Annotated in this window: 24 protein-coding genes and 1 tRNA gene; 12 read left to right on the forward strand and 13 right to left on the reverse strand. The window is 62.1% G+C overall.

What is annotated here, in order from left to right; genetic code table 11:
- The first annotated feature begins 108 nt into the window (after positions 1-108).
- A complete protein-coding gene (locus BUQ73_RS16380) occupies positions 109-756 on the forward strand; it encodes a YceH family protein (RefSeq protein WP_079228853.1) in 648 nt (215 codons plus the stop codon).
- 5 nt (positions 757-761) lie between these two features.
- Here BUQ73_RS16380 and BUQ73_RS16385 read toward each other — a convergent pair whose 3' ends face one another.
- From BUQ73_RS16385 to BUQ73_RS16420, 8 genes are all read right to left on the reverse strand, one after another.
- Complete coding sequence (locus BUQ73_RS16385) at positions 762-950, reverse strand: hypothetical protein (protein ID WP_027920526.1); 189 nt, start codon at positions 948-950, stop codon at positions 762-764.
- A 168-nt stretch (positions 951-1,118) separates the two neighbouring features.
- Positions 1,119-2,681, reverse strand: coding sequence for an alkyl hydroperoxide reductase subunit F (gene ahpF, locus BUQ73_RS16390; RefSeq protein WP_079228854.1), 1,563 nt, complete (start codon positions 2,679-2,681; stop codon positions 1,119-1,121).
- A gap of 125 nt (positions 2,682-2,806) precedes the next feature.
- The gene (gene ahpC / locus BUQ73_RS16395) at positions 2,807-3,370 is read right to left on the reverse strand and encodes an alkyl hydroperoxide reductase subunit C (protein ID WP_004375926.1); all 564 of its coding nucleotides are present in this window, start codon (positions 3,368-3,370) and stop codon (positions 2,807-2,809) included.
- 307 nt (positions 3,371-3,677) lie between these two features.
- Positions 3,678-5,033 (reverse strand): glutathione-disulfide reductase, encoded by a 1,356-nt coding sequence (gene gorA, locus BUQ73_RS16400; RefSeq protein ID WP_079228855.1) that lies wholly within the window; start codon positions 5,031-5,033, stop codon positions 3,678-3,680.
- A gap of 99 nt (positions 5,034-5,132) precedes the next feature.
- Entirely contained in the window at positions 5,133-5,972 is an 840-nt protein-coding gene (gene galU / locus BUQ73_RS16405; protein WP_012273146.1) for a UTP--glucose-1-phosphate uridylyltransferase GalU, read from the reverse strand.
- Between the two features lie 196 nt (positions 5,973-6,168).
- Entirely contained in the window at positions 6,169-7,089 is a 921-nt protein-coding gene (locus tag BUQ73_RS16410; protein ID WP_079228856.1) for a c-type cytochrome, read from the reverse strand.
- A complete protein-coding gene (locus BUQ73_RS16415; RefSeq protein ID WP_079228857.1) occupies positions 7,086-7,736 on the reverse strand; it encodes a c-type cytochrome in 651 nt (216 codons plus the stop codon). Before BUQ73_RS16415 ends, BUQ73_RS16410 begins: the two co-directional genes overlap by 4 nt.
- Positions 7,737-7,881: 145 nt before the next feature.
- On the reverse strand, positions 7,882-8,241 hold the full coding sequence (locus BUQ73_RS16420; RefSeq protein WP_079228858.1) for a hypothetical protein: 360 nt from the start codon (positions 8,239-8,241) through the stop codon (positions 7,882-7,884).
- A 159-nt stretch (positions 8,242-8,400) separates the two neighbouring features.
- On the opposite strand from BUQ73_RS16420, the gene BUQ73_RS16425 reads away from it, so the two are divergent.
- The 8 genes from BUQ73_RS16425 (at position 8,401) to csrA (ending at position 14,210) form a co-directional block, all read left to right on the forward strand.
- Entirely contained in the window at positions 8,401-8,703 is a 303-nt protein-coding gene (locus BUQ73_RS16425) for a DUF1883 domain-containing protein (protein WP_027920533.1), read from the forward strand.
- 8 nt (positions 8,704-8,711) lie between these two features.
- Positions 8,712-8,882, forward strand: a complete 171-nt coding sequence (locus tag BUQ73_RS28505; protein ID WP_165837353.1) for a hypothetical protein — start codon at positions 8,712-8,714, stop codon at positions 8,880-8,882.
- 21 nt (positions 8,883-8,903) lie between these two features.
- On the forward strand, positions 8,904-9,980 hold the full coding sequence (locus tag BUQ73_RS16430; protein WP_079228859.1) for an NAD(P)H-dependent flavin oxidoreductase: 1,077 nt from the start codon (positions 8,904-8,906) through the stop codon (positions 9,978-9,980).
- A 166-nt stretch (positions 9,981-10,146) separates the two neighbouring features.
- Entirely contained in the window at positions 10,147-10,905 is a 759-nt protein-coding gene (modA, locus tag BUQ73_RS16435) for a molybdate ABC transporter substrate-binding protein (protein ID WP_079228860.1), read from the forward strand.
- Positions 10,905-11,585, forward strand: a complete 681-nt coding sequence (gene modB, locus BUQ73_RS16440) for a molybdate ABC transporter permease subunit (protein ID WP_079228861.1) — start codon at positions 10,905-10,907, stop codon at positions 11,583-11,585. The genes modA and modB overlap by 1 nt, the downstream gene beginning before the upstream one ends.
- 1 nt (position 11,586) lies before the next feature.
- The gene (gene modC / locus BUQ73_RS16445; protein ID WP_079228862.1) at positions 11,587-12,678 is read left to right on the forward strand and encodes a molybdenum ABC transporter ATP-binding protein; all 1,092 of its coding nucleotides are present in this window, start codon (positions 11,587-11,589) and stop codon (positions 12,676-12,678) included.
- 57 nt (positions 12,679-12,735) lie between these two features.
- Positions 12,736-13,758, forward strand: coding sequence for a DNA topoisomerase IB (locus BUQ73_RS16450; RefSeq protein ID WP_079228863.1), 1,023 nt, complete (start codon positions 12,736-12,738; stop codon positions 13,756-13,758).
- A 254-nt stretch (positions 13,759-14,012) separates the two neighbouring features.
- Positions 14,013-14,210, forward strand: a complete 198-nt coding sequence (csrA, locus tag BUQ73_RS16455) for a carbon storage regulator CsrA (protein ID WP_012315047.1) — start codon at positions 14,013-14,015, stop codon at positions 14,208-14,210.
- A gap of 70 nt (positions 14,211-14,280) precedes the next feature.
- On the opposite strand, the gene BUQ73_RS16460 is transcribed toward csrA, so the two are convergent.
- The 4 genes from BUQ73_RS16460 to BUQ73_RS16475 all read right to left on the reverse strand — a co-directional run bounded on the left by BUQ73_RS16460 (position 14,281) and on the right by BUQ73_RS16475 (position 17,615).
- On the reverse strand, positions 14,281-14,634 hold the full coding sequence (locus BUQ73_RS16460; protein WP_079228864.1) for a response regulator: 354 nt from the start codon (positions 14,632-14,634) through the stop codon (positions 14,281-14,283).
- Between the two features lie 12 nt (positions 14,635-14,646).
- Entirely contained in the window at positions 14,647-16,092 is a 1,446-nt protein-coding gene (locus BUQ73_RS16465) for an ATPase domain-containing protein (protein ID WP_079228865.1), read from the reverse strand.
- Positions 16,093-16,097: 5 nt separating this feature from the next.
- Entirely contained in the window at positions 16,098-17,258 is a 1,161-nt protein-coding gene (locus BUQ73_RS16470; RefSeq protein ID WP_079228866.1) for a two-component system sensor histidine kinase NtrB, read from the reverse strand.
- Positions 17,259-17,342: 84 nt separating this feature from the next.
- Positions 17,343-17,615, reverse strand: a complete 273-nt coding sequence (locus BUQ73_RS16475; RefSeq protein WP_079228867.1) for a hypothetical protein — start codon at positions 17,613-17,615, stop codon at positions 17,343-17,345.
- A gap of 204 nt (positions 17,616-17,819) precedes the next feature.
- Here BUQ73_RS16475 and BUQ73_RS16480 point away from each other — a divergent pair.
- Positions 17,820-17,904 (forward strand) — tRNA-Leu (locus BUQ73_RS16480).
- A gap of 104 nt (positions 17,905-18,008) precedes the next feature.
- Positions 18,009-18,422: a DoxX family protein gene (locus tag BUQ73_RS16485; RefSeq protein ID WP_079228868.1), complete on the forward strand. Its 414-nt coding sequence runs from the start codon at positions 18,009-18,011 to the stop codon at positions 18,420-18,422.
- On the opposite strand, the gene BUQ73_RS16490 is transcribed toward BUQ73_RS16485, so the two are convergent.
- Positions 18,423-18,617, reverse strand: coding sequence for a hypothetical protein (locus tag BUQ73_RS16490; RefSeq protein WP_060485048.1), 195 nt, complete (start codon positions 18,615-18,617; stop codon positions 18,423-18,425). It lies immediately after the preceding gene.
- Between the two features lie 211 nt (positions 18,618-18,828).
- Between BUQ73_RS16490 and BUQ73_RS16495 the strand changes: the two genes are divergently transcribed.
- A protein-coding gene (locus BUQ73_RS16495) for an IS3 family transposase (RefSeq protein WP_152031491.1) occupies positions 18,829-20,048 on the forward strand; the annotation gives its coding sequence in 2 pieces (ribosomal slippage) (positions 18,829-19,177 and positions 19,177-20,048; 1,221 coding nt in all).
- Positions 20,049-20,409 lie beyond the last annotated feature (361 nt).

The following is a 20,409-nucleotide window of genomic DNA, read 5'->3' on the forward strand; positions in this document are numbered from 1 at the left end:
CCCCGGCGAGGCCGCTCCTACAAGAGCAACGCGCATGCCTGTAGCCAATTGCCTTACACCGCGGCATTACCTACGCTAGTGGCCTTTCCCCAGTAATGAGACAGGGCCATGTCAGAACACGAAACCGCAGGTGAAGGCCGCTTCAGCAACATCGAGATCCGCATTCTTGGCGCGCTGATCGAGAAGCAGGCCACCAGCCCGGAAAGCTACCCGCTGACCCTCAACGCCCTGGTCCTGGCCTGTAACCAGAAGACCAGCCGGGAACCTGTGATGAACCTCACCCAGGGCCAGGTCGGCCAGGCCCTGCGCGCCCTCGAGAGCCAGGACATGACCCGCCTGCAGATGGGCAGCCGCGCCGACCGTTGGGAGCAGCGGGTGGACAAGGCCCTGGAGCTGGTACCGGCGCAGCTGGTGCTGATGGGCCTGATGTTCCTGCGCGGGCCACAGACCCTTAACGAACTGCTGACCCGTAGCAACCGCCTGCACGACTTCGACGACACCGAACAGATCCAGCACCAGCTCGAACGCCTGATTTCCCGCGACCTGGCCCTGCACCTGCCACGCCAGGCCGGGCAGCGGGAAGACCGCTATACCCACGCCCTCGGTGACCCGGCGGAAATCGAGGCGATTCTGGCGGCGCGCCAGCAGGAAGGCGGTGCTCGCAGCAGTGGCACCAGCGTTTCGGAAGAGCGTATCGAAGCGTTGGAAGCGCGAATCGCCGCGCTGGAAGCACGCCTGGCCGAGTTGGAAGGCTGAAGCCGCTACTGCTCAGGGTCGGGGAAGTTGCGACAGCTCTTGCGCTCGGCCAGCTCCCGCTCTGTGGGGCGCTGGTCGACGAACACAGTGCGGCCGTCGGCGTAGATCTCGAGGTAGCCCCAGTGCAGGTCCTGCTCTTTCTGCCCGGGCTTGGGGGGGACTAGCCACCAGGGTTCGCGGCTGATCAGGGTCATGGGTCAGGTTCCTGAGGGTGTCTGCAGTAATCATAGACACCCTCAGTTTTTGCATTGCTGGTACCGGCCCTTTCGCGGCTAAAGCCGCTCCTACAGGGAAATCACCGCCCATAAGGCCTGCGCTGTACCTGTGGGGGCGGCTTTAGCCGCGAAGAGGCCGGTACAGGCTTACGCCGGCGCCGAAGTGCGGATCAGGTGATCGAACGCCGCCAGCGAGGCCTTGGCACCCTCGCCCACCGCGATAACGATCTGCTTGTACGGCACAGTGGTCACGTCACCTGCGGCAAACACACCCGCCACACTGGTCTGGCCCTTGGCGTCGACGATGATCTCGCCACGCGGCGACAGCTCGACAGTGCCCTTGAGCCAATCAGTGTTCGGCAGCAGGCCGATCTGCACGAAGATGCCTTCCAGCGCCAGGTCATGCACCTCATCGGTGGTGCGATCCTTGTAACGCAAGCCCGTCACTTTTTCACCATTGCCGACCACTTCGGTTGTCAACGCGCTGGTGATCACCTTGACGTTCGGCAGGCTGTGCAGCTTGCGCTGTAGCACCGCGTCGGCACGCAACTGGCTGTCGAACTCGATCAGCGTCACCTGGGCAACGATACCCGCCAGGTCAATGGCCGCTTCCACACCCGAGTTGCCGCCGCCAATCACCGCCACACGTTTGCCCTTGAACAGCGGGCCGTCGCAGTGCGGGCAGTAGGCCACGCCACGGGAGCGGTATTCCTGCTCGCCCGGCACATTCATTTCGCGCCAGCGGGCGCCAGTGGCGAGGATTACCGTCTTGGCCTTGAGCGAGGCGCCGCTGGCAAGGCGCACTTCATGCAGCCCGCCGTCGGTAGCCGGAATCAGCGCTTCGCCGCGCTGCAGGTTCATGATGTCGACGTCGTACTGCTTGACGTGCTCTTCCAGTGCCGTGGCCAGCTTCGGCCCTTCGGTTTCCTGCACCGAGATGAAGTTCTCGATGGCCAGGGTGTCGAGCACCTGGCCGCCGAAACGCTCGGCAGCCACACCGGTACGGATGCCTTTGCGTGCGGCGTAGATGGCCGCTGCAGCACCGGCTGGGCCACCACCGACCACCAGCACGTCGAAGGCGTCCTTGGCGTTGATCTTCTCGGCCTGGCGGCTGCCGGCATTGGTGTCGATCTTGCCGAGGATCTCTTCAAGGCCCATGCGGCCCTGGCCGAACAATTCGCCGTTCAGGTAGATGCTCGGCACCGCCATGATCTTGCGCGACTCGACTTCATCCTGGAACAACGCACCGTCGATAGCCACGTGCCGCACGTTGGGGTTGAGCACGGCCATCAGGTTCAGCGCCTGGACCACGTCCGGGCAGTTCTGGCACGACAGCGAGAAGTAGGTTTCAAAGGTGAATTCGCCTTCCAGCGCCTGGATCTGCTCGATCACTTCGGCACTGGCCTTGGACGGGTGGCCACCGACTTGCAGCAATGCCAGCACCAGCGAGGTGAATTCGTGGCCCATGGGGATGCCGGCGAAGCGCAGGCTGATATCGGATCCCGGGCGGTTCAGCGAGAACGAAGGACGACGGGCATCGCTGCCATCCGCGCTGAAGGTAATGAGGTTCGACAGGCCGGCGATTTCCACCAGCAGGTCGTGCAATTCGCGGGACTTCGCGCCGTCGTCGAGGGAGGCAACGATCTCGATCGGCTGGGTGACCCGCTCCAGGTAGGTTTTCAGTTGCGATTTAAGCGTGGCGTCCAACATACGGGCGATTCCTTTTTCAAAACTCGGATACAAAAACGCCCAGGCGAGTTCGCCCGGGCGTTTTTACGGGGCGGTGGGTACTTCAGCTTTGGCGGCTGCTCACCGCCCGCAACTTGCGCATGACCTTAGATCTTGCCTACGAGGTCCAGGGAAGGAGCGAGAGTAGCTTCGCCTTCTTTCCACTTGGCCGGGCAGACTTCACCTGGGTGAGCGGCAACGTACTGGGCAGCCTTCACCTTGCGCAGCAGCTCGGCTGCGTCGCGGCCAACACCACCGTCGTTCAGTTCGACGATCTTGATCTGGCCTTCCGGGTTGATCACGAAGGTACCGCGGTCCGCCAGGCCGGCTTCTTCGATCAGTACGTCGAAGTTGCGCGAGATGACGTGGGTCGGGTCACCGATCAGTGGGTACTGGATCTTGCCGATGGTGTCCGAAGTGTCGTGCCAGGCTTTGTGGGTGAAGTGGGTGTCGGTCGACACACCGTAGATTTCCACGCCCAGCTTCTGGAACTCGGCGTAGTTGTCGGCGAGGTCACCCAACTCGGTCGGGCAGACGAAGGTGAAGTCGGCCGGGTAGAAGAACACGACGGACCACTTGCCTTTCAGGTCGGCTTCGCTGACCTGAACGAACTCGCCCTTGTGGTAGGCGGTGGCGTTGAACGGTTTGACCTGGCTGTTGATGATTGGCATGAGAGACGCTCCTTCATGGGGTTGGAATCAGTTGATGGAGAGAATCCTAACCGCTGATCCCCATAAAGGCTCATTGGCAAAGCTCATGCTTGTGATTGGTTTTGGCTATAACCGCAGATAATTAATAGAAGGGAATGGGCTGAGCAATGGATCTTGTGGGAGCGGCCTTGCGTCGCGAAAGGGCCGCAAAGCGGCCCCAGGGTATCGGCGTCAAAGCTGATGTTGCTGGGGCTGCTCTGCAGCCCTTTCCGCCCGGTTCGGCGCCCCGGCAAAGCCGCTCCCACACAAAGCACAGCGCCAGGTGCGATCAGCGGGTGACGGTGCGCATGGTGACAAACTCTTCGGCAGCCGTCGGGTGTACGCCGATGGTCTCGTCGAACTGCAACTTGGTCGCGCCAGCCTTCAAGGCAACACCCAGGCCCTGGATGATCTCGCCGGCATCCGGGCCGACCATGTGGCAGCCCAGCACCTTGTCGGTCTCGGCATCCACCACCAGCTTCATCAGGGTCTTTTCCTGGATGTCGGTAAGGGTCAGCTTCATGGCGCGGAAGCGGCTTTCGAAGATCTGCACCTTGTGCCCAGCTTCCAGTGCCTGCTCTTCAGTCAGGCCGACGGTACCGATCGGTGGCTGGCTGAACACGGCAGTCGGGATGTTCTGGTAATCCACCGGGCGGTATTGCTCAGGCTTGAACAGGCGCCGCGCCACGGCCATGCCTTCGGCCAACGCCACCGGGGTGAGCTGCACGCGGCCGATCACGTCGCCAATGGCGAGGATCGACGGTGCGGTGGTCTGGTACTGCTCATCGACGCGAATGAAGCCGCGGGCGTCCAGCTCCACACCGGTGTTTTCCAGGCCCAGGTTGTCGAGCATCGGGCGCCGACCAGTGGCGTAGAACACGCAATCGGCGAGCAGCTCGCGGCCGTCCTTGAGGGTGGCTTTCAGGCTGCCGTCGTCAAGCTTGTCGATGCGCTGGATGTCGGCGTTGAACTGCAGGTTCAGGCCGCGCTTTTCCAGCTCTTCCTTGAGGTGGGTACGCACCGAGCCGTCGAAGCCGCGCAGGAACAGGTCACCGCGATACAGCAAGGTGGTGTCGGCGCCCAGGCCCTGGAAGATGCCGGCGAATTCGACGGCGATGTAACCACCGCCGACCACCAGCACGCGGCGCGGCAAATCCTTGAGGTAAAACGCCTCGTTGGAGGTGATGGCCAGTTCCTTGCCCGGGATGTCCGGCACCTGCGGCCAGCCGCCGGTGGCAATCAGGATGTGCTCGGCGCTGTAGCGCTGGCCGTCCACTTCCACTTCGTTGGCGCCGGTGATGCGGGCATGGCCTTGCAGCAAGGTGACGCCGCTGTTCACCAGCAGGTTGCGGTAGATGCCATTGAGGCGCTCGATCTCGCGGTTCTTGTTGGCAATCAGCGTGCCCCAGTCGAAGTGGCCCTCTTCGAGGGTCCAGCCGAAGCCTGCGGCCTGCTCCAGCTCATCGGCGACATGGGCGCCGTACACCAGCAGTTTCTTCGGCACGCAACCGACGTTGACGCAGGTGCCACCCAGGTAGCGGCTCTCGGCCACTGCCACTTTTGCACCGAAGCCCGCAGCGAAGCGCGCCGCACGCACACCGCCGGAACCGGCGCCAATCACGAACAGATCAAAATCGTAGGCCATGTATTCAGTCTCCTTGGCTGGCGCCCAGCATAACGCCGTTGGCCGCCGCAAACAAAAAAGCCACCCCGAAGGGTGGCTCCTTGAACCTGCGCTGGCGTATCAGTACGCCTTGCCGGCCTTGTAGAAGTTCTCGAAGCAGAAGTTGGTCGCCTCGATGTAGCCTTCGGCGCCACCGCAGTCGAAACGCTTGCCCTTGAACTTGTAGGCGATCACGTTGCCTTCGGCAGCCTGCTTCATCAGCGCGTCGGTGATCTGGATCTCGCCACCTTTGCCCGGCTCGGTCTGTTCGATTTTCTCGAAGATGTCCGGGGTCAGGATGTAGCGGCCGATGATCGCCAGGTTGGATGGTGCGTCTTCCGGCTTCGGCTTCTCGACCATGGAGTCAACGCGGAAGATGCCGTCCTTGATCTCTTCACCGGCGATGACGCCGTACTTGTTGGTTTCCTGCGGGTCGACTTCCTGGATGGCGACGATCGAGCAGCGGTACTTCTTGTACAGCGCGACCATCTGCGCGAGCACGCCATCACCTTCGAGGTTGACGCACAGGTCGTCGGCCAGCACCACGGCAAACGGCTCGTCACCGATCAGCGGGCGGCCGGTCAGGATGGCGTGGCCCAGGCCTTTCATTTCGGTCTGGCGGGTGTAGGAGAACGAGCACTCGTCGAGCAGGCGACGGATACCGACCAGGTATTTTTCCTTGTCGGTGCCCTTGATCTGGTTTTCCAGCTCGTAGCTGATGTCGAAGTGGTCTTCCAGAGCGCGCTTGCCGCGGCCGGTGACGATGGAAATCTCGTTCAGACCAGCATCCAATGCTTCTTCAACGCCATACTGGATCAGTGGCTTGTTGACCACCGGCAGCATTTCCTTGGGCATGGCTTTGGTAGCAGGCAGGAAGCGAGTGCCGTAACCGGCTGCCGGGAACAAGCATTTCTTGATCATAAACATCCTTAAACATAGGCGAGGCCTGTGGAATTCGGCGCAGTCTAATCAGGCGGCATGCAGCTTACAATGCCCTGCCTGTGACGACCGCTGCCATCATAGAGATAACCCAGTGTAGATAGTTCCAAAACGTTCGTGAAATTCCCGTCATCCGGCCCCTGCGCGGCAGCCGCGAAAAGGCCGGCGCAACGTGCTTTCAGCTACCGCTGCCCTGCCCGACCAGCACCCCGTCGACCTGCTGGCCATACAGGTTGACGCCGTCGTTGGCGTGGAACTTCAGCCGTGTCTTCTCGATGGAACCGTCCACCAGGCGCGGGTCCTGGGGGCGCTCGTGGCGGTTGACCCAGGCGGCCACGTCCCAGGCTTGCTGATCGCTCAGGCTGCCCGGCTTGCCCAGTGGCATGTTGTACTTGATGAACGATGCCGCGGTATTGATCCGGTGCATGCCAGCGCCCCAGTTGTAGGAGTCCTTGCCCCAGAGTGGCGGCATCACATATTCACCGGCCACCTGCTGCCCCTCGCCGTTGTCACCGTGACAGATGGCGCACTGTTCGCGGTAGACCTGCTGGCCGCGCTTGAAGTCGTAGCCGCCTTTTGGCTGTGGCACCTCGGGGTAGCCGCGACCGGCGATTTCCACAGCAGTGGGCGCCTTGGTCGAAAGCCAGTAGGCGTAAACCGACAATGCGGTCATCTGCGGGCTGTCGGCAGCTGGCGGCTTGCCGTTCATGCTGAACTGGAAGCAGCCCTGGATGCGCTCGGCAAAGGTGTTCACCTTGTCGTTCTTCTTGCGGTAGGCCGGGTACATCGGATAGGCGCCCCACAGCGGCGCTGAGTGCGCCAGGCGGCCCTGGTCGAGGTGGCAATTGCTGCAGTTCATGCCATTGCCCACGGCCTCCGGCATCAGCCGGCGGGTATCGACGAACAGTGCGTGGCCCTCGCGGACCATCTTGCCAAAGGCGTTGTCCGGCAGCTCGCTTTCGGCAGGCGGTGCGAACTGTGGCGCGGCATGGGCACCGGGGACCTTCAGTTGCGACTGGTCTTCCATGGCGATGGGCGCCTGGTTGGCAAAGGTATTGCTCGCAGCCAGCAGCAGTAAGGTTGGCAACAGGGTTCTCATGGCTTGACCTCCGGGCTGGCGGGTTGGGCGAAGTACTCGGCAATCGCCTTGACTTCGGCGTCGGTCATGGCCTTCGCCACGCCTGCCATCAACTGGTTGGGGTCATTGCTGCGGCTGCCATCACGCCAGGCGTTGAGCTGTGCCATCAGGTAGGCAGCAGGCTGCCCGGCCAATGGTGGGAAATGCTCACCGACGCCGCTGCCGCCCGGGCCATGGCACTGCACGCAACCGGGGATCTGCCGGCTCCAGTCACCGTAGAGGGCCAGGCGTTCGGTGGGGTTGCTTGCTATTTGCTGGCGGCGCAGGTCTGGGGCAGGATCACCTGGCAGCCCCGCCAGGTAGTGGCTGACGGCCTCGATCTCATCGATGCTCAGGGCTTTGGCCAGCGGCGCCATGACCGGCTGCTGGCGGCTGCCATTGCGCCAGTCATGCAACTGCTTGCTCAGGTAGCCGGCCGGCAGGCCAGCCAGGCGGGGGAACCCTGCGGCGGCAACCCCTTTGCCGTCCGGACCATGGCAACCCAGGCAGGCCATGGCGGCGGGGTTGGACCCGCCCTGGGTAAAGACTTTCTGGCCATCGGCGGCATGCGCCGCGGGCCAGGCCAGGATCAGCAGGCTGCCGATCACGACGCGACTCAACGGTGTCATCACGAATCTCCATTTCTTTTGTTATAAGCTTAGGCTCAAAAAACATAAGCAAATGGATACTAGCCCTGTAAGGGAATTCGCAACAACGCTCAAGCCGACCAAGGGATGGCTATTGGCCTTTTAACCGAGGATCCGTTGAGCCAGATCAACTGCCAGAGATGCACTCCGTCGCTGCCGTGCGCACGTCACCCAGGCGCAGCGGGAAGTTGTTCAGGCGCTCATGCAGCTTGATGCTGCTGCCGCTGCCGCGCTTGTGGATGTCGACCAGCGCTGCCGGCCCGGTGCTTGCCGTGTACTTTTGCGGCACGACAAGGCGCAGGCCGTCACCGCGCTGTTCCTCGACCAATGGGTCACGGGACTTGGCCAGGTGCGCCTTGACGCAATCGGCATATTCGCGGGGGGTCTTGCCAGACATGACATCCAGGGTTTCATGGGATTGCTCAAGTTCCGAAACGCTGACACAACCGCCCAGCGCAAGGAACAACGCCGCCACCATCCACTTCATTTGACGCACCTCGAATGACAAGAGAGCGTAGGACAACAGCCAGGCGGTTTTGCTCCCCGTCTTGGCCGTTTTATCTGCCTGGTGCCATCAGGCGCGGCAGCGTAAGCCGACATCGTGGTATCTTTCGCGTTTGCAGAACCAATCTTTGCGGAGCACCCCATGAAATTCGTACACCAGCGCGAGCACCTCAACGAGGACGATATCGTCGTCATCGAGTGCTCCCAGCGCTGCAACATCCGCCTGATGAACGACGCCAATTTCCGCAGCTTCAAGAACGGCGGCCGGCACACCTACCATGGCGGCCACTTCGAGCGCTTCCCGGCCAAGATCACCGTGCCCAGCACCGGTTTCTGGAACATCACCATCGATACCGTGACCAGCCGCCCGATCTCGGTAACGCGCAAGCCGACCCTGACCCACAAGATCAAGATCATCCGCCGCTCGTCGTCGAAACTCGGATAAGGCCCACCATGACCCAGAACATCAAATACGTCATCAAGTACAAGCTCGACGGCCAGCGCCGCTGGGACTTCGCGGTGATGGCAGACGCCTCCCACGAGCAGGCCATGGAAGCCCTGCGCAAGATCCACGGCGAAGACGCCGAGAAGATCAGCGACATCCAGGTGAGCAAAGCACTGTAAGGCAGCAACAAGGAGAAGCGCATGAGCAACTGGCCCGACCGTCGTATCCTCGATCTGCTGGGCATCGAGTTGCCCATTCTCCAGGCGCCAATGGCCGGTGCCAGCGGTTCGGCCATGGCCATTGCCGTGGCCAGCGCGGGTGGCCTGGGCGCCTTGCCCTGCGCCATGCTCAGCGGCGAGCAGCTGCGTGGCGAGATCGAAGCGTTTCGCGCCGCCTGCCCTGGCCTGCCACTGAACCTGAACTTCTTCTGCCACCAGCCGCCAGCCCCCGACCCTGAGCGGGATGCCCGCTGGAAGCAGGCATTGAAACCGTACTACGCCGAAGTCGGCGCCGACTTCGCCGCGCCTACGCCCGTTTCCAATCGCGCCCCCTTCGATGAACAGAGCTGCATGCTGGTCGAGCAATTGCGACCGGAGGTGGTGAGCTTTCACTTCGGCTTGCCGCAAGCCGCGCTGCTGCGGCGGGTAAAGGCCAGCGGTGCCAAGGTGCTGTCCAGCGCCACCACGGTAGAAGAAGCGCTGTGGCTCGAAGCCAACGGCTGCGATGCAATCATCGCCATGGGCTATGAAGCCGGCGGCCATCGCGGCATGTTCCTCAGCGACGACATCACCAGCCAGATCGGCACCTTCGCCCTGGTGCCGCAGATCGCCGATGCGGTGCGGCTGCCGGTGATCGCTGCTGGCGGCATCGGCGACCACCGTGGCTTGGTGGCAGCCCTGGCACTGGGCGCCAGCGCGGTGCAAATCGGCACGGCCTACCTGTTCTGCCCGCAAGCCAAGGTCTCCCCTGCCCACCGCCGGGCATTGGACAGCGCACCGGCCAGCGACACGGCGTTGACCAACCTGTTCACCGGGCGCCCGGCGCGTGGCATCAACAACCGCATCATGCGCGAGCTGGGGCCGATGAGCGAACTGGCGCCACGCTTCCCTCTGGCCGGCGGCGCTCTGATGCCACTGCGGGCGATTACCGATGCCCAAGGCAACAGCGATTTCAGCAACCTGTGGTCGGGGCAGGCATTGCGCCTGGGCCGGCATATGCCGGCTGAGCAGCTGACCCGGGAGATTGCTTCAAAGGCATTGGCGCAGATTGCTCGATAAGGTTTTCATCCAGTGCCGGCCTCTTCGCGGCGGTTCGACGCGAAGAGGCCAGCACTGCCAATACCTGACTCCCAGGTTATAACTCCTCCTCCAGCCCCTTCCCGACAAATGGCTTATCGCTATATAGTTCACACCATAACGATAACCACCTCAAGGAGCTGTCTTCATGCGTATCCGCCCGTTCCACTTGGCCGCCACTGCCCTGGCCAGCCTGATTTCCCTCAACAGCGCCTGGGCCGACGAGGTGCAGGTCGCAGTCGCGGCGAACTTCACCGCGCCGATCCAGGCCATCGCCAAGGACTTCGAGAAGGACACCGGCCACAAACTGGTCGCCGCCTATGGCGCCACCGGGCAGTTTTACGCGCAGATCAAGAACGGCGCGCCGTTCGAAGTGTTCCTCGCCGCCGACGACAGCACCCCGAAGAAGCTGGAAGAGGAAAAGGAAATCGTCCCGGGCTCGCGCTTCACCTACGCCACCGGCACCCTGGCCCTGTGGTCGGCCAAGCCGGGCTACGTGGACAGCAAGGGTGAAGTGCTGAAGAAAAACCAGTTCCAGCACCTGTCAATCGCCAACCCCAAAGCCGCGCCTTACGGCCTGGCCGCCACCCAGGTGCTGGACAAGCTGAAGCTGACCGAGGCCACCAAGAGCAAGATCGTCGAAGGCCAGAACATTACCCAGGCCTTCCAGTTCGTCTCCACCGGCAACGCCGAACTGGGCTTCGTTGCCCTGTCGCAGGTCTACAAGGATGGCAAGGTGACCGAAGGTTCGGCCTGGATCGTGCCCGCCAACCTGCACGAGCCGATCAAGCAGGACGCGGTCATCCTCAACAAAGGCAAGGACAACGCTGCCGCCAAGGCCCTGGTCGACTACCTGAAAGGCCCGAAAGCGGCCGCGGTGATCAAGTCCTACGGTTATGAAATCTGATGCCACTGGACGCCAGTGACTTCGGCGCGGTCTGGCTGACCATCAAACTGGCCAGCCTGACCACGCTGATCCTGCTGATCGTCGGCACGCCCATCGCCTGGTGGCTGGCGCGCACGCGCTCGTGGCTACGCGGGCCGGTGGGCGCGGTGGTGGCGTTGCCACTGGTGCTGCCACCGACGGTGATCGGCTTCTACCTGCTGATCGCCCTCGGCCCGCACGGCTGGCTCGGCCAGGCGACCCAGGCATTGGGCCTGGGTACCGTGGTATTCAGCTTCACGGGCCTGGTGATCGGCTCGACGGTGTACTCCATGCCGTTCGTGGTGCAGCCGCTGCAAAACGCTTTCGGGGCCATCGGCCAGCGCCCGCTGGAAGTGGCCGCGACCCTGCGTGCCAGCCCCTGGGACACCTTCGTCCATGTGGTGCTGCCGCTGGCCCGCCCCGGTTTCGTCACCGCAGGCATCCTCGGCTTTGCCCATACCGTGGGCGAATTCGGCGTGGTGTTGATGATCGGTGGCAATATCCCCGACAAGACCCGTGTGGTCTCGGTGCAGATCTTCGATCACGTCGAGGCCATGGAATATTCGCAAGCTCACTGGCTGGCCGGTGCCATGCTGGTGTTCTCGTTCCTCGTGCTGCTCCTGCTTTACGCTGGGCGCCGTAGCAAGGCGGGCTGGAGCTGAAATGACCGGATCAATTGTGGCGCGCCTGCAACTGGCGCGCGACGACTTCACCCTTGATGTCGACCTGCAACTGCCCGGGCGCGGCATCAGCGCGCTGTTTGGCCACTCCGGCTCGGGAAAGACTTCGTGCCTGCGCTGCCTGGCCGGCCTGGAGCGGGCAGCCAGTGCGTATATCGAGGTCAACGGTGAGGTCTGGGAAGACAGCACCCGTGGCCACTTCCTGGCACCGCACCTGCGCCCGGTGGGCTACGTGTTTCAGGAGGCCAGCCTGTTCCCGCACCTGTCGGTGCGCGGCAATCTGGAGTTCGGCTGGCGGCGCATCGCCGTGGCCGAGCGCAAGGTCAGCCTCGACCAGGCATGCCAGCTGCTGGGCATCGGCCACCTGCTCGAACGCAAGCCGGCCACCTTGTCGGGCGGCGAGGCACAACGGGTCGGCATTGCCCGGGCATTGCTCAGCAGCCCGCGGTTGCTGCTGATGGACGAGCCGCTGGCGGCACTCGACGGGCCACGCAAGCGCGAGATCCTGCCGTACCTCGAACGCCTGCACGACGAACTGGACATCCCGCTGGTGTACGTCAGCCATGCCCAGGACGAAGTGGCGCGGCTGGCCGACCACCTGGTGCTGCTGGAGCAAGGCCGGGCCATGGCCAGCGGGCCGATCGGCGAGACTTTGGCCCGCCTTGACCTGTCACTGGCCCAGGGCGAGGACGCCGGGGTGGTCTTCGAGGGCATGGTCGTCGGCCATGATCCGCACTACGACCTGCTCGACCTGCGCCTGCCCGGCAGTGACGCGCCGTTGCTGCGCATTGCCCATCCGGCGCACAGCATGGGCAGCACCTTGCGAGTCAAGGTCCAGGCCCGCGATGTGAGCCTGGCCCTGCGCGCCGACAGTACCTCAAGCATTCTCAACCGCCTGCCGGTGCGGGTGCGCGAAACGCGCCCGGCGGACAACCCGGCACATGTGCTGGTGAGCCTGGATGCCGGTGGCAATGCCTTGCTGGCACGCATCACCCGCTTCTCGGCAGACCAGCTTGACCTGCACACGGGCCAGGCGCTGTTCGCGCAAATCAAGTCGGTGGCACTACTGGGCTGAGCATGATCGAAGCGGCTGTTGTCCATTGATCAGTGACCTGATCGAGGCCTGCCGCCGATGCTCGACTGCCCTCTGCCACCCAGCCTGCACTATGTCGACGACAGCCAGCCGGGCCTGACCCGGCGTCGCTGGCGCGACCGCTTCATCTACCTCGATGCCCAGGGGCAGCGCGTGCGCGACAGCGAAACCCTGGCGCGCATCGCCGCGCTAGTGATCCCGCCCGCCTACACCGATGTGTGGATCTGCAGCGACCCGCAAGGCCACCTGCAAGCCACCGGCCGCGACGCTCGCGGTCGCAAACAGTACCGCTATCACGCCCAGTGGCGCGAACTGCGCGACCAGCACAAGTACGGGCGCATGCTGGCCTTTGCCCAGGCCCTGCCAAAACTGCGCGCACAACTGCAAGCACACCTGGCCCGCCCAGGCCTGGATCGAGAAAAAGTCATGGCGCTGGTGGTGAGCCTGCTCGACCACACGCTGATCCGCATTGGCAACCAGCGCTACCTGCGCGACAACCAGTCCTATGGGCTGACCACCTTGCGCAATCGCCACGTTCAGGTACAGGGCAGCACCGTGCGCTTCCATTTCCGCGGCAAGCGCGGGGTGGAGCACAATGTCACGCTGCGTGACCGGCGCCTGGCCAACCTGCTCAAGCGCTGCATGGAACTGCCCGGGCAGGCGCTGTTTCAGTATCTGGATGACGACGGCCAGCGGCACAGCATTGGCTCGAGCGAGGTCAACCAGTACCTGCAGCAGCTGACCGGTGCCGATTTCACCGCCAAGGACTACCGCACCTGGGCCGGCAGCAGCCTGGCCCTGAGCCTGCTCAGGCCGCTGGCCTGGGAGCCGGAGAGCGAAGCCAAACGCCAGGTCGCGACCATCGTCAAACAGGTGGCTGCACGCCTGGGCAACACCCCGGCGGTGTGCCGGCGCTGCTATATCCACCCTGCCGTACTCGAGCATTATGCCCTGGGGCGCCTGGCCGATTTGCCTGGGCGCCGCGTGCGCAAGGGGCTGGATGCCGAAGAGGTGGCCTTGTTGTTGTTTCTCCAGGCCCTGGAAGCAAAATCCGATGATTGAGCCGAACTATTCACCCCATCATGCAGAGAAATTTCCCATTAAGGCCGAAGCCCCCTATTCTTGCCATCGAGCACCTTCGCCGACACGCTTAACAGCATTTACCTCGGCACCTGCGACTAAAGACACGCAACAGAATTTGTCTTTCGGGGAATTACTATCCGCCGAAAGCGTCTTTAATGAGAAGGAAGAGGGACAAGCTCCCACCGCTGCGGCCCAATGGCCCGACGGATTTCTACATCACCAAGGAGAACTACATGCTGATACTCACCCGTAAGGTTGGCGAAAGCATCGTCATCAACGATGACATCAAAGTCACCATTCTGGGCGTAAAAGGGATGCAGGTGAGGATTGGCATCGATGCACCAAAGGATGTTCAGGTGCACCGTGAAGAGATCTTCAAGCGCATCCAGGCCGGCAGCCCGGCCCCGGAAAAGCACGACGACCAACACTGACCTGAGCGCCTCGCTTCAAGCCGCACGGACGCGCTTGATCGAATGGCCGGCGCAAGCCGCTACCTGAACCTCAGGTGCCGAGCAGCTCGCGCACCTTGGCGATCAACTTGTCCATGTCGAACGGCTTGTCGAAGACTGCAGCGAAAAGCTCCGGGCGCCCTTGGCTGGCCTGGGCGCCGCTCATGAGGATCACCGGCAAATCAGGCAGCTCCAGTTCGTCGCGAATCGCCCGCACCAGTTCCTCACCATTGAGTACCGGCATCATGTAGTCGGTGATCACCAACTCCACACGCTTTTCCTTCAGCGCCTCCAGGGCCTTGCGCCCGTTGCTCGCCTTTTCCACCAGAAAGCCTTCGTCCTCCAGAGCAAAGCCGAGGATATCGGCGATCAGGTATTCGTCATCGACGATCAGGATTGTGTTCATCGGCAGGCTCCCTCAGCCACCCCCTTGCGGCACAGGAGTACCCGAAAGCACGCCGCAGGCACCCTCGAACGCCTTGCGCAGGCTGATGCCCTGCGGCCCGATATGCAGCTCGTGCAATGCGGGGTCGTGGTGACTGTCACGCACTTTCAGGATCGACAGCATGCGCCGCAACTGCGAGTCCAGTTCAACGAAGCGCATCAGCATGAGGTTGTCGACGATGCTCGACAGGTCCGGCGCCGGGGCGGTGATTTCCGAGCCGAAGATATCGCGCATTTCCCAGGTGAGCATGACGCTGACATCCCGCGCCCGCAGCTCGCCGGCCAAGGCCCGGAAGAACGCATTGAGCCGCGCCGGGTCGGTCGCCAGGCGGCTGAATGCGCCCAGGCTGTCGATCAGTACGCGCTTGCTGCCCTGCTGCTCGACATGCTTGAGCAAACGCGCACCAACCTGATCCAGCAGGCCTTCGGTGGTCGGTTGCCAGCACAGCTGCAAAGCGCCCGTACGCTCCTGAGCGGCAAAGTCGTAGCCCAGCGATGCAGCCTTCAGCCGCAGCCTGGCGGGCGTTTCGTAAAAGCCAAAATGCAAGGCCGGCTGCTCGGCGCTGGCTGCCGCCAGAAACGCCAGGCCCAGGGAGGTCTTGCCGATCCCCGAGGGCCCCATCAGCAGGCTCACCGAGCCCAGCGTCAGGCCCCCGCCCAGCATTTCATCCAATGCTTCGACACCCGTGGAAACCCGGCTCATGGAGGCCGAACCGAGCTGAGTGGGGTGACTGTAGAGCGCCTCCAGGCGCGGGTATACGTGCATCCCTGATTCATCGATCAGGCACTCGTGACGCCCGGACAATGCACCGCTGCCCCGCGTCTTGCGCAACTGCACGTGGCGCACCGCTCGGCTACCAACTAACTGCTCGCCCAACTCGATCACGCCGTCGACCATGGTGTGTTCCGGGCTGTTGTCGTCGAGCCGAGCACTGGTCAGCAACAGCACGGTACAACCGGCAAAGGCCGCATGCCCCTGCAGTTCCGAGACGAACTTCTTGGTATCCAGGGCGGTTTCCGCACGCACCCGGGCATTGAGCACCCCATCGACGATCAGCAGGCTGGCCTGTTGCCTGCCGATTTCCTGGCGCAGCAACTTGACCACTGCATCGAGCCCTTCCTGTTCCAGGGTATCGAAGGCACTGACGAACTGGATCTGGTCACCGACCAGGGCCGGGTCGAAGAACTCGAGGGTCGCCAGGTACTGGAACAAGCGCTCGTGGGACTCGGCGAGCAAGGTCGCCACCAGCACCTTGCCACCGTCGCGCACATGGCTGCAGGCCAACTGGTTGGCGAGGATGGTCTTGCCCGCGCCGGGCGGCCCCTGGACGATATAGGAAGCACCCGCCACCAGGCCGCCCTTGAGCAGCGCATCGAGCCCCTCGATCCCCGTGACCAGCCGCTTGAGTGCCTGCACCATGGTGGCTACCTGTCGTCTTGTGCGCCCGAATTGGGCTGATAGGCCGGCAGATACAGACGCATGCACGTGCCTTGGCCGAGCGTGCTGTCGACACTGATGGCGCCATTGCTCTGCTTGGCAAAGCCATAGACCTGGCTAAGGCCAAGGCCGGTGCCCTTGCCGAAAGGTTTGGTAGTGAAGAATGGCTCGAAGATGCGCGGCAGTACCTGAGGGTCTATACCGTCCCCGCTGTCACGGATTTCGAAGCACACGAATGCGCCGTGCAGCCCTTCCACCTCGCCCGCAAGCTCCAGCGCGCGTACTGCCAGGCCTATTGTGCCGCGCTCGCCGATCGCGTCACGGGCATTGAACAGCAGGTTGAGTAGCACCATCTGCAATTGCCCGGTATCCACCTCGATCAGCGGCAGGTCGGGCTGTACATTCTCGTGCAGCACGATTTCACGCGGCAACGCGTGCTCCAGCAAGCCACGCGTGGAATCCAGCAGCGTGGTCGGGTCGATGAGCGAGACATCGAGCTGCCGGTAGCGGGCGAAACTGAGCAGTTGCTGGGTCAGCTCGGTGCCGCGCTGACCGGCATCGAGAATATGCCCGAGCATACGCAGCACCCGCGCCGGGTCCTGGCTGGCCTGCGCCAGGCGCGCCGAGTTGATGATGATGGTCAGCAGGTTGTTGAAGTCATGTGCCAGGCCACCGGTGAGCTGGCCCAGCGCCTCGAGCTTCTGCGCCTGGAACAACTGGGCGCGCACGGCGTCGAGCTGCAGTGCCGATTCGCGCCGGTCGGTGATATCACGGGTGACCTTGGCCAGCCCGACGATCTGCCCCTGTTCGTCGCGGATCACATCGAGCGCGGCCAAGGCCCAGAATTGCGTGCCGTCCTTGCGCACACGCCAGCCTTCGTCCTGTGCCACGCCCTGCTCCAGAGCCTGCTTGAGCAGGCGCTCCGGGCGCCCTTCGGCGCAATCCTGTGGGGTGAAGAACAGCGAGAAATGCTGGCCGATGACTTCTTCGGCGCGGTAGCCCTTGATTCGTTGGGCGCCTGCGTTCCAGGACACTACATGGCCGGTGGGGTCGAGCATGTAGATGGCGTAATCCACCACAGATTGCACCAGCTGCTCATAGCGGCTGGCGGGCATGACAGGGTGATCGATGCAGTCGGCTGAAACCATGCAAACTCCACAGGCACAGCGAAAGGGACCTGATTAGCTTAGCCAAGCGTACCCTTCTGCAACAGCGCACGCCGTAACAGATTATCAGCGCTCAGGTTCGACCAACACCGGGCTGACACGCCGCGGCATCGCCACTTTCAGCAGCCACAGGCCCACCAGCAGGATCAGACCGCCACCTGCCAGCGCCATCAAGCGCTGCGGTTGCGGGTGTTCGGCATCGAAACCGAGCATCAACAGGTAGCCACCGAGGCTAATCAGGCTGATGTACAGAAAAGCGCCCACCAGCAAGACCTGCGCAAACAACAGGCGCCAGAACCACCGAGGGCGGACAGTGCGCCCGGGAACAGCCTGGGACATGGCTTCATACCCGTTGGATCCAATAAAGTGGGCAACAGTGGCTTAATGACAGCAAGGTGTCAATTACCCATTCGATCGACCCCCTCATTCCTTTGATCATAGGTGCTGCGATTGACTCAACTATAACAATGGGTTATAAAGCGCACTTGATTGTCAGGCCCTTCTGCCTAGAAGCGCGCCGGTCGCTACGACCCTTTCAAGCGTGCGAGTGTGGTGGAATTGGTATACACAGCAGACTTAAAATCTGTCGGCGTGAGCCTTGCGGGTTCGAGTCCCGCCACTCGCACCAAACTTCTTCGAAAAGGCGCCCTTGCGGCGCCTTTTTGCTGCCCGGCGGCAACCTTCTGCGCAACTGCTAGAGTGGAGTTTGTCTACATCCACCGGTATGCCGCCATGCGCTACTCCCTGTTCGATGGTCAACGCGACATCATCTTGCTGATTGCCCGCGTGCTGCTCATGATCCTCTTCGTCCTATCGGGCTGGGCAAAGCTCACCGGCTTCGAAGGCACGGTCGGCTACATGACCTCGCTGGGCGCGCCTGCGCCGATGCTGGCGGCAGCGGTTGCGGTGATCATGGAATTCATTGTCGGCATCCTGCTGATCCTGGGCTTCTACACACGCCCGCTGGCCTTCCTGTTCGCCTTGTTCGTGCTGGGCACTGCGCTGCTTGGCCATCCATTCTGGAACATGGTCGACCCGGAGCGTGCCGCCAACATGACCCAGTTCCTGAAAAACCTCAGCATCTGCGGCGGCCTGCTGATACTGGCGGTCAGTGGCCCGGGGCGCTTCTCGATCGACGGGCGCTGACTAGTCGTCCAGATCGTCGTGCCAGGCTGGGTGATCGCGCTCTTCGTCATCGAGGTCATCCAGCAGCTCTTCGTCCTCCTCGACTTCGTCTTCGGCGCCCTGGGCGTCAGCTTCAGGGTCGAAGTCCTCATAGAGGAATTCGTGATCGAGCAGATGATCGTGCTCGGGCTCGTGCAGGTCGTCTTCGTCGCGCATGGTGGCTCCTGGAAATCTGGCACGCCTATATAGGCGCATCGTAGGTCGCGGTCAATGGGACAAGGTTAATGCTGGCTTAACCGACCGGCCTCAGGCTGAAATCTCTCCCTTCAAAACGTTCATTGCCCGCCTTCATGGCGGGCTTTTTTTTGCTCATTGTCCCGTCCTGAATAAGGTTTACACCTCCCATCCCGAATTTCCGGAGAGTCAGATGGAGCAAGGTGTAAAGCGCACACAGAGAGATTACTCACTGTCTTTTAAATTGGCGGTGGTTGATCAGATTGAAAAAGGCGAACTGACCTACAAACAGGCCCAGGTGCGGTATGGCATCCAGGGTCGGTCGACGGTTCTGGTATGGTTGCGTAAGCACGGTCGGCAGGATTGGAGCCAGGGGGCCTCGATCCGCGACGAGAGGAGCTGCGCGATGTCTGACCCCAAAACGCTCACTCCAGAGCAGCGGATCAAAGAGCTTGAGCAACAGTTGGAACTGATGAGCCAGAAGGCCCAGTTTTTTGAGACGGTCGTTGATGTTCTGAAAAATGACTATGGTGTTTCGGTCGTAAAAAAGCGATCCGGCAAGTCCTCTCGCAAGGTCAAGTCGCAGGACTGAGCATTGCCAGGGCTTGTCAGTTTCTAGGCATCAGTCGACAGGCTTACTACAAGCGCAACCGAACTGCTGATGGCAAAGAGCGCCAGGCAGATCAGGTGGTTGAGTTTGTTCAGCAAGTCCGGATGCGCCAGCCTCGTCTGGGTACACGCAAGCTGCACTATCTGCTGCATTGCCAACCTGACAAACGGTTCCAAGTTGGCCGAGATAGGCTGTTCCAGGTCTTGGGAGAGCGCCGTTTGCTGGTGCTGCCTAAGCGGGCCTACCACAAGACAACACAAAGCTTTCATCGCTTCTACCGCCATCCCAACTTACTCAAGCCGGGCCCAAGCCAAGTCGTTCCGACAAGGCCGGAGCACGTCTGGGTTGCCGATATTACTTACCTGCCCGCACGTAACGGCCCGCTGTACCTGAGCCTGGTAACGGATGCGTACTCCAGGAAAATTGTTGGCCACCACGTCCATGAAAGCCTGCATGCCGAGTCAGTGGCGCAAGCCTTCAAGCAGGCATTACGAAAGCGACGTCGTCGCCAGCCATTAGTCCACCATTCGGATCGAGGCATCCAATATTGCTCGGCGCTGTACCAGTCACTGCACCAACGGCACGATGTTCAGTGCTCCATGACTGATGGGTATGACTGCTACCAGAACGCGCTGGCCGAGCGAATCAACGGAATCCTCAAGATGGAGCTGCTGTTGAGCAGCCCTGAAGATCTTGAGCAGGCGAGACAGATGGTTGACGAGGCAGTGCAGATCTACAACACAGAACGGCCCCATATGGCCCTGAAAAACAAAACGCCCGATGCAGTGCATCGGGCGTTTTGAGGCCTGTCGGCCTACCTGAACAGGTGTAAACCTATTTCAGGACTAGACACATGGAGGTTGCCGACACACCGTCAACGTGAGTTTCACGAATTCATGACAAGCACTTCGGCACTCTGACCCTGCTCCGTACGTTCTTTAGACCCGCCACTGGTTGGCGGGTTTTTCTTTTTCCGGGCACTGGAAATGTGTACGAAAAGTTGTCGCATCCCTTGCCTGTGCGCACGCGAACGAGACCGCCATCGCAAGAAAAACCCGAGCAAAGCCCGGCCTTGAGCCGGGCTTTGCTTTGGCGGCTACCCGCAGACCCAAGCCTCTTTCTTACCCGTCATCACGCTTTACGCAATTCCAGGGGTTGAAAAAA

This window comes from Pseudomonas putida (assembly GCF_002025705.1).
Lineage (GTDB): Bacteria > Pseudomonadota > Gammaproteobacteria > Pseudomonadales > Pseudomonadaceae > Aquipseudomonas > Aquipseudomonas putida_J.

Bases quoted from the DNA above. Each gene is read 5' to 3' on its own strand.
- BUQ73_RS16380 (WP_079228853.1), top strand. From the start codon at position 109: ATGTCAGAACACGAAACCGCAGGTGAAGGCCGCTTCAGCAACATCGAG.
- BUQ73_RS16385 (WP_027920526.1), bottom strand. From the start codon at position 950: ATGACCCTGATCAGCCGCGAACCCTGGTGGCTAGTCCCCCCCAAGCCC.
- ahpF (WP_079228854.1), bottom strand. From the start codon at position 2,681: ATGTTGGACGCCACGCTTAAATCGCAACTGAAAACCTACCTGGAGCGG.
- ahpC (WP_004375926.1), bottom strand. From the start codon at position 3,370: ATGCCAATCATCAACAGCCAGGTCAAACCGTTCAACGCCACCGCCTAC.
- gorA (WP_079228855.1), bottom strand. From the start codon at position 5,033: ATGGCCTACGATTTTGATCTGTTCGTGATTGGCGCCGGTTCCGGCGGT.
- galU (WP_012273146.1), bottom strand. From the start codon at position 5,972: ATGATCAAGAAATGCTTGTTCCCGGCAGCCGGTTACGGCACTCGCTTC.
- BUQ73_RS16410 (WP_079228856.1), bottom strand. From the start codon at position 7,089: ATGAGAACCCTGTTGCCAACCTTACTGCTGCTGGCTGCGAGCAATACC.
- BUQ73_RS16415 (WP_079228857.1), bottom strand. From the start codon at position 7,736: ATGACACCGTTGAGTCGCGTCGTGATCGGCAGCCTGCTGATCCTGGCC.
- BUQ73_RS16420 (WP_079228858.1), bottom strand. From the start codon at position 8,241: ATGAAGTGGATGGTGGCGGCGTTGTTCCTTGCGCTGGGCGGTTGTGTC.
- BUQ73_RS16425 (WP_027920533.1), top strand. From the start codon at position 8,401: ATGAAATTCGTACACCAGCGCGAGCACCTCAACGAGGACGATATCGTC.
- BUQ73_RS28505 (WP_165837353.1), top strand. From the start codon at position 8,712: ATGACCCAGAACATCAAATACGTCATCAAGTACAAGCTCGACGGCCAG.
- BUQ73_RS16430 (WP_079228859.1), top strand. From the start codon at position 8,904: ATGAGCAACTGGCCCGACCGTCGTATCCTCGATCTGCTGGGCATCGAG.
- modA (WP_079228860.1), top strand. From the start codon at position 10,147: ATGCGTATCCGCCCGTTCCACTTGGCCGCCACTGCCCTGGCCAGCCTG.
- modB (WP_079228861.1), top strand. From the start codon at position 10,905: ATGCCACTGGACGCCAGTGACTTCGGCGCGGTCTGGCTGACCATCAAA.
- modC (WP_079228862.1), top strand. From the start codon at position 11,587: ATGACCGGATCAATTGTGGCGCGCCTGCAACTGGCGCGCGACGACTTC.
- BUQ73_RS16450 (WP_079228863.1), top strand. From the start codon at position 12,736: ATGCTCGACTGCCCTCTGCCACCCAGCCTGCACTATGTCGACGACAGC.
- csrA (WP_012315047.1), top strand. From the start codon at position 14,013: ATGCTGATACTCACCCGTAAGGTTGGCGAAAGCATCGTCATCAACGAT.
- BUQ73_RS16460 (WP_079228864.1), bottom strand. From the start codon at position 14,634: ATGAACACAATCCTGATCGTCGATGACGAATACCTGATCGCCGATATC.
- BUQ73_RS16465 (WP_079228865.1), bottom strand. From the start codon at position 16,092: ATGGTGCAGGCACTCAAGCGGCTGGTCACGGGGATCGAGGGGCTCGAT.
- BUQ73_RS16470 (WP_079228866.1), bottom strand. From the start codon at position 17,258: ATGGTTTCAGCCGACTGCATCGATCACCCTGTCATGCCCGCCAGCCGC.
- BUQ73_RS16475 (WP_079228867.1), bottom strand. From the start codon at position 17,615: ATGTCCCAGGCTGTTCCCGGGCGCACTGTCCGCCCTCGGTGGTTCTGG.
- BUQ73_RS16485 (WP_079228868.1), top strand. From the start codon at position 18,009: ATGCGCTACTCCCTGTTCGATGGTCAACGCGACATCATCTTGCTGATT.
- BUQ73_RS16490 (WP_060485048.1), bottom strand. From the start codon at position 18,617: ATGCGCGACGAAGACGACCTGCACGAGCCCGAGCACGATCATCTGCTC.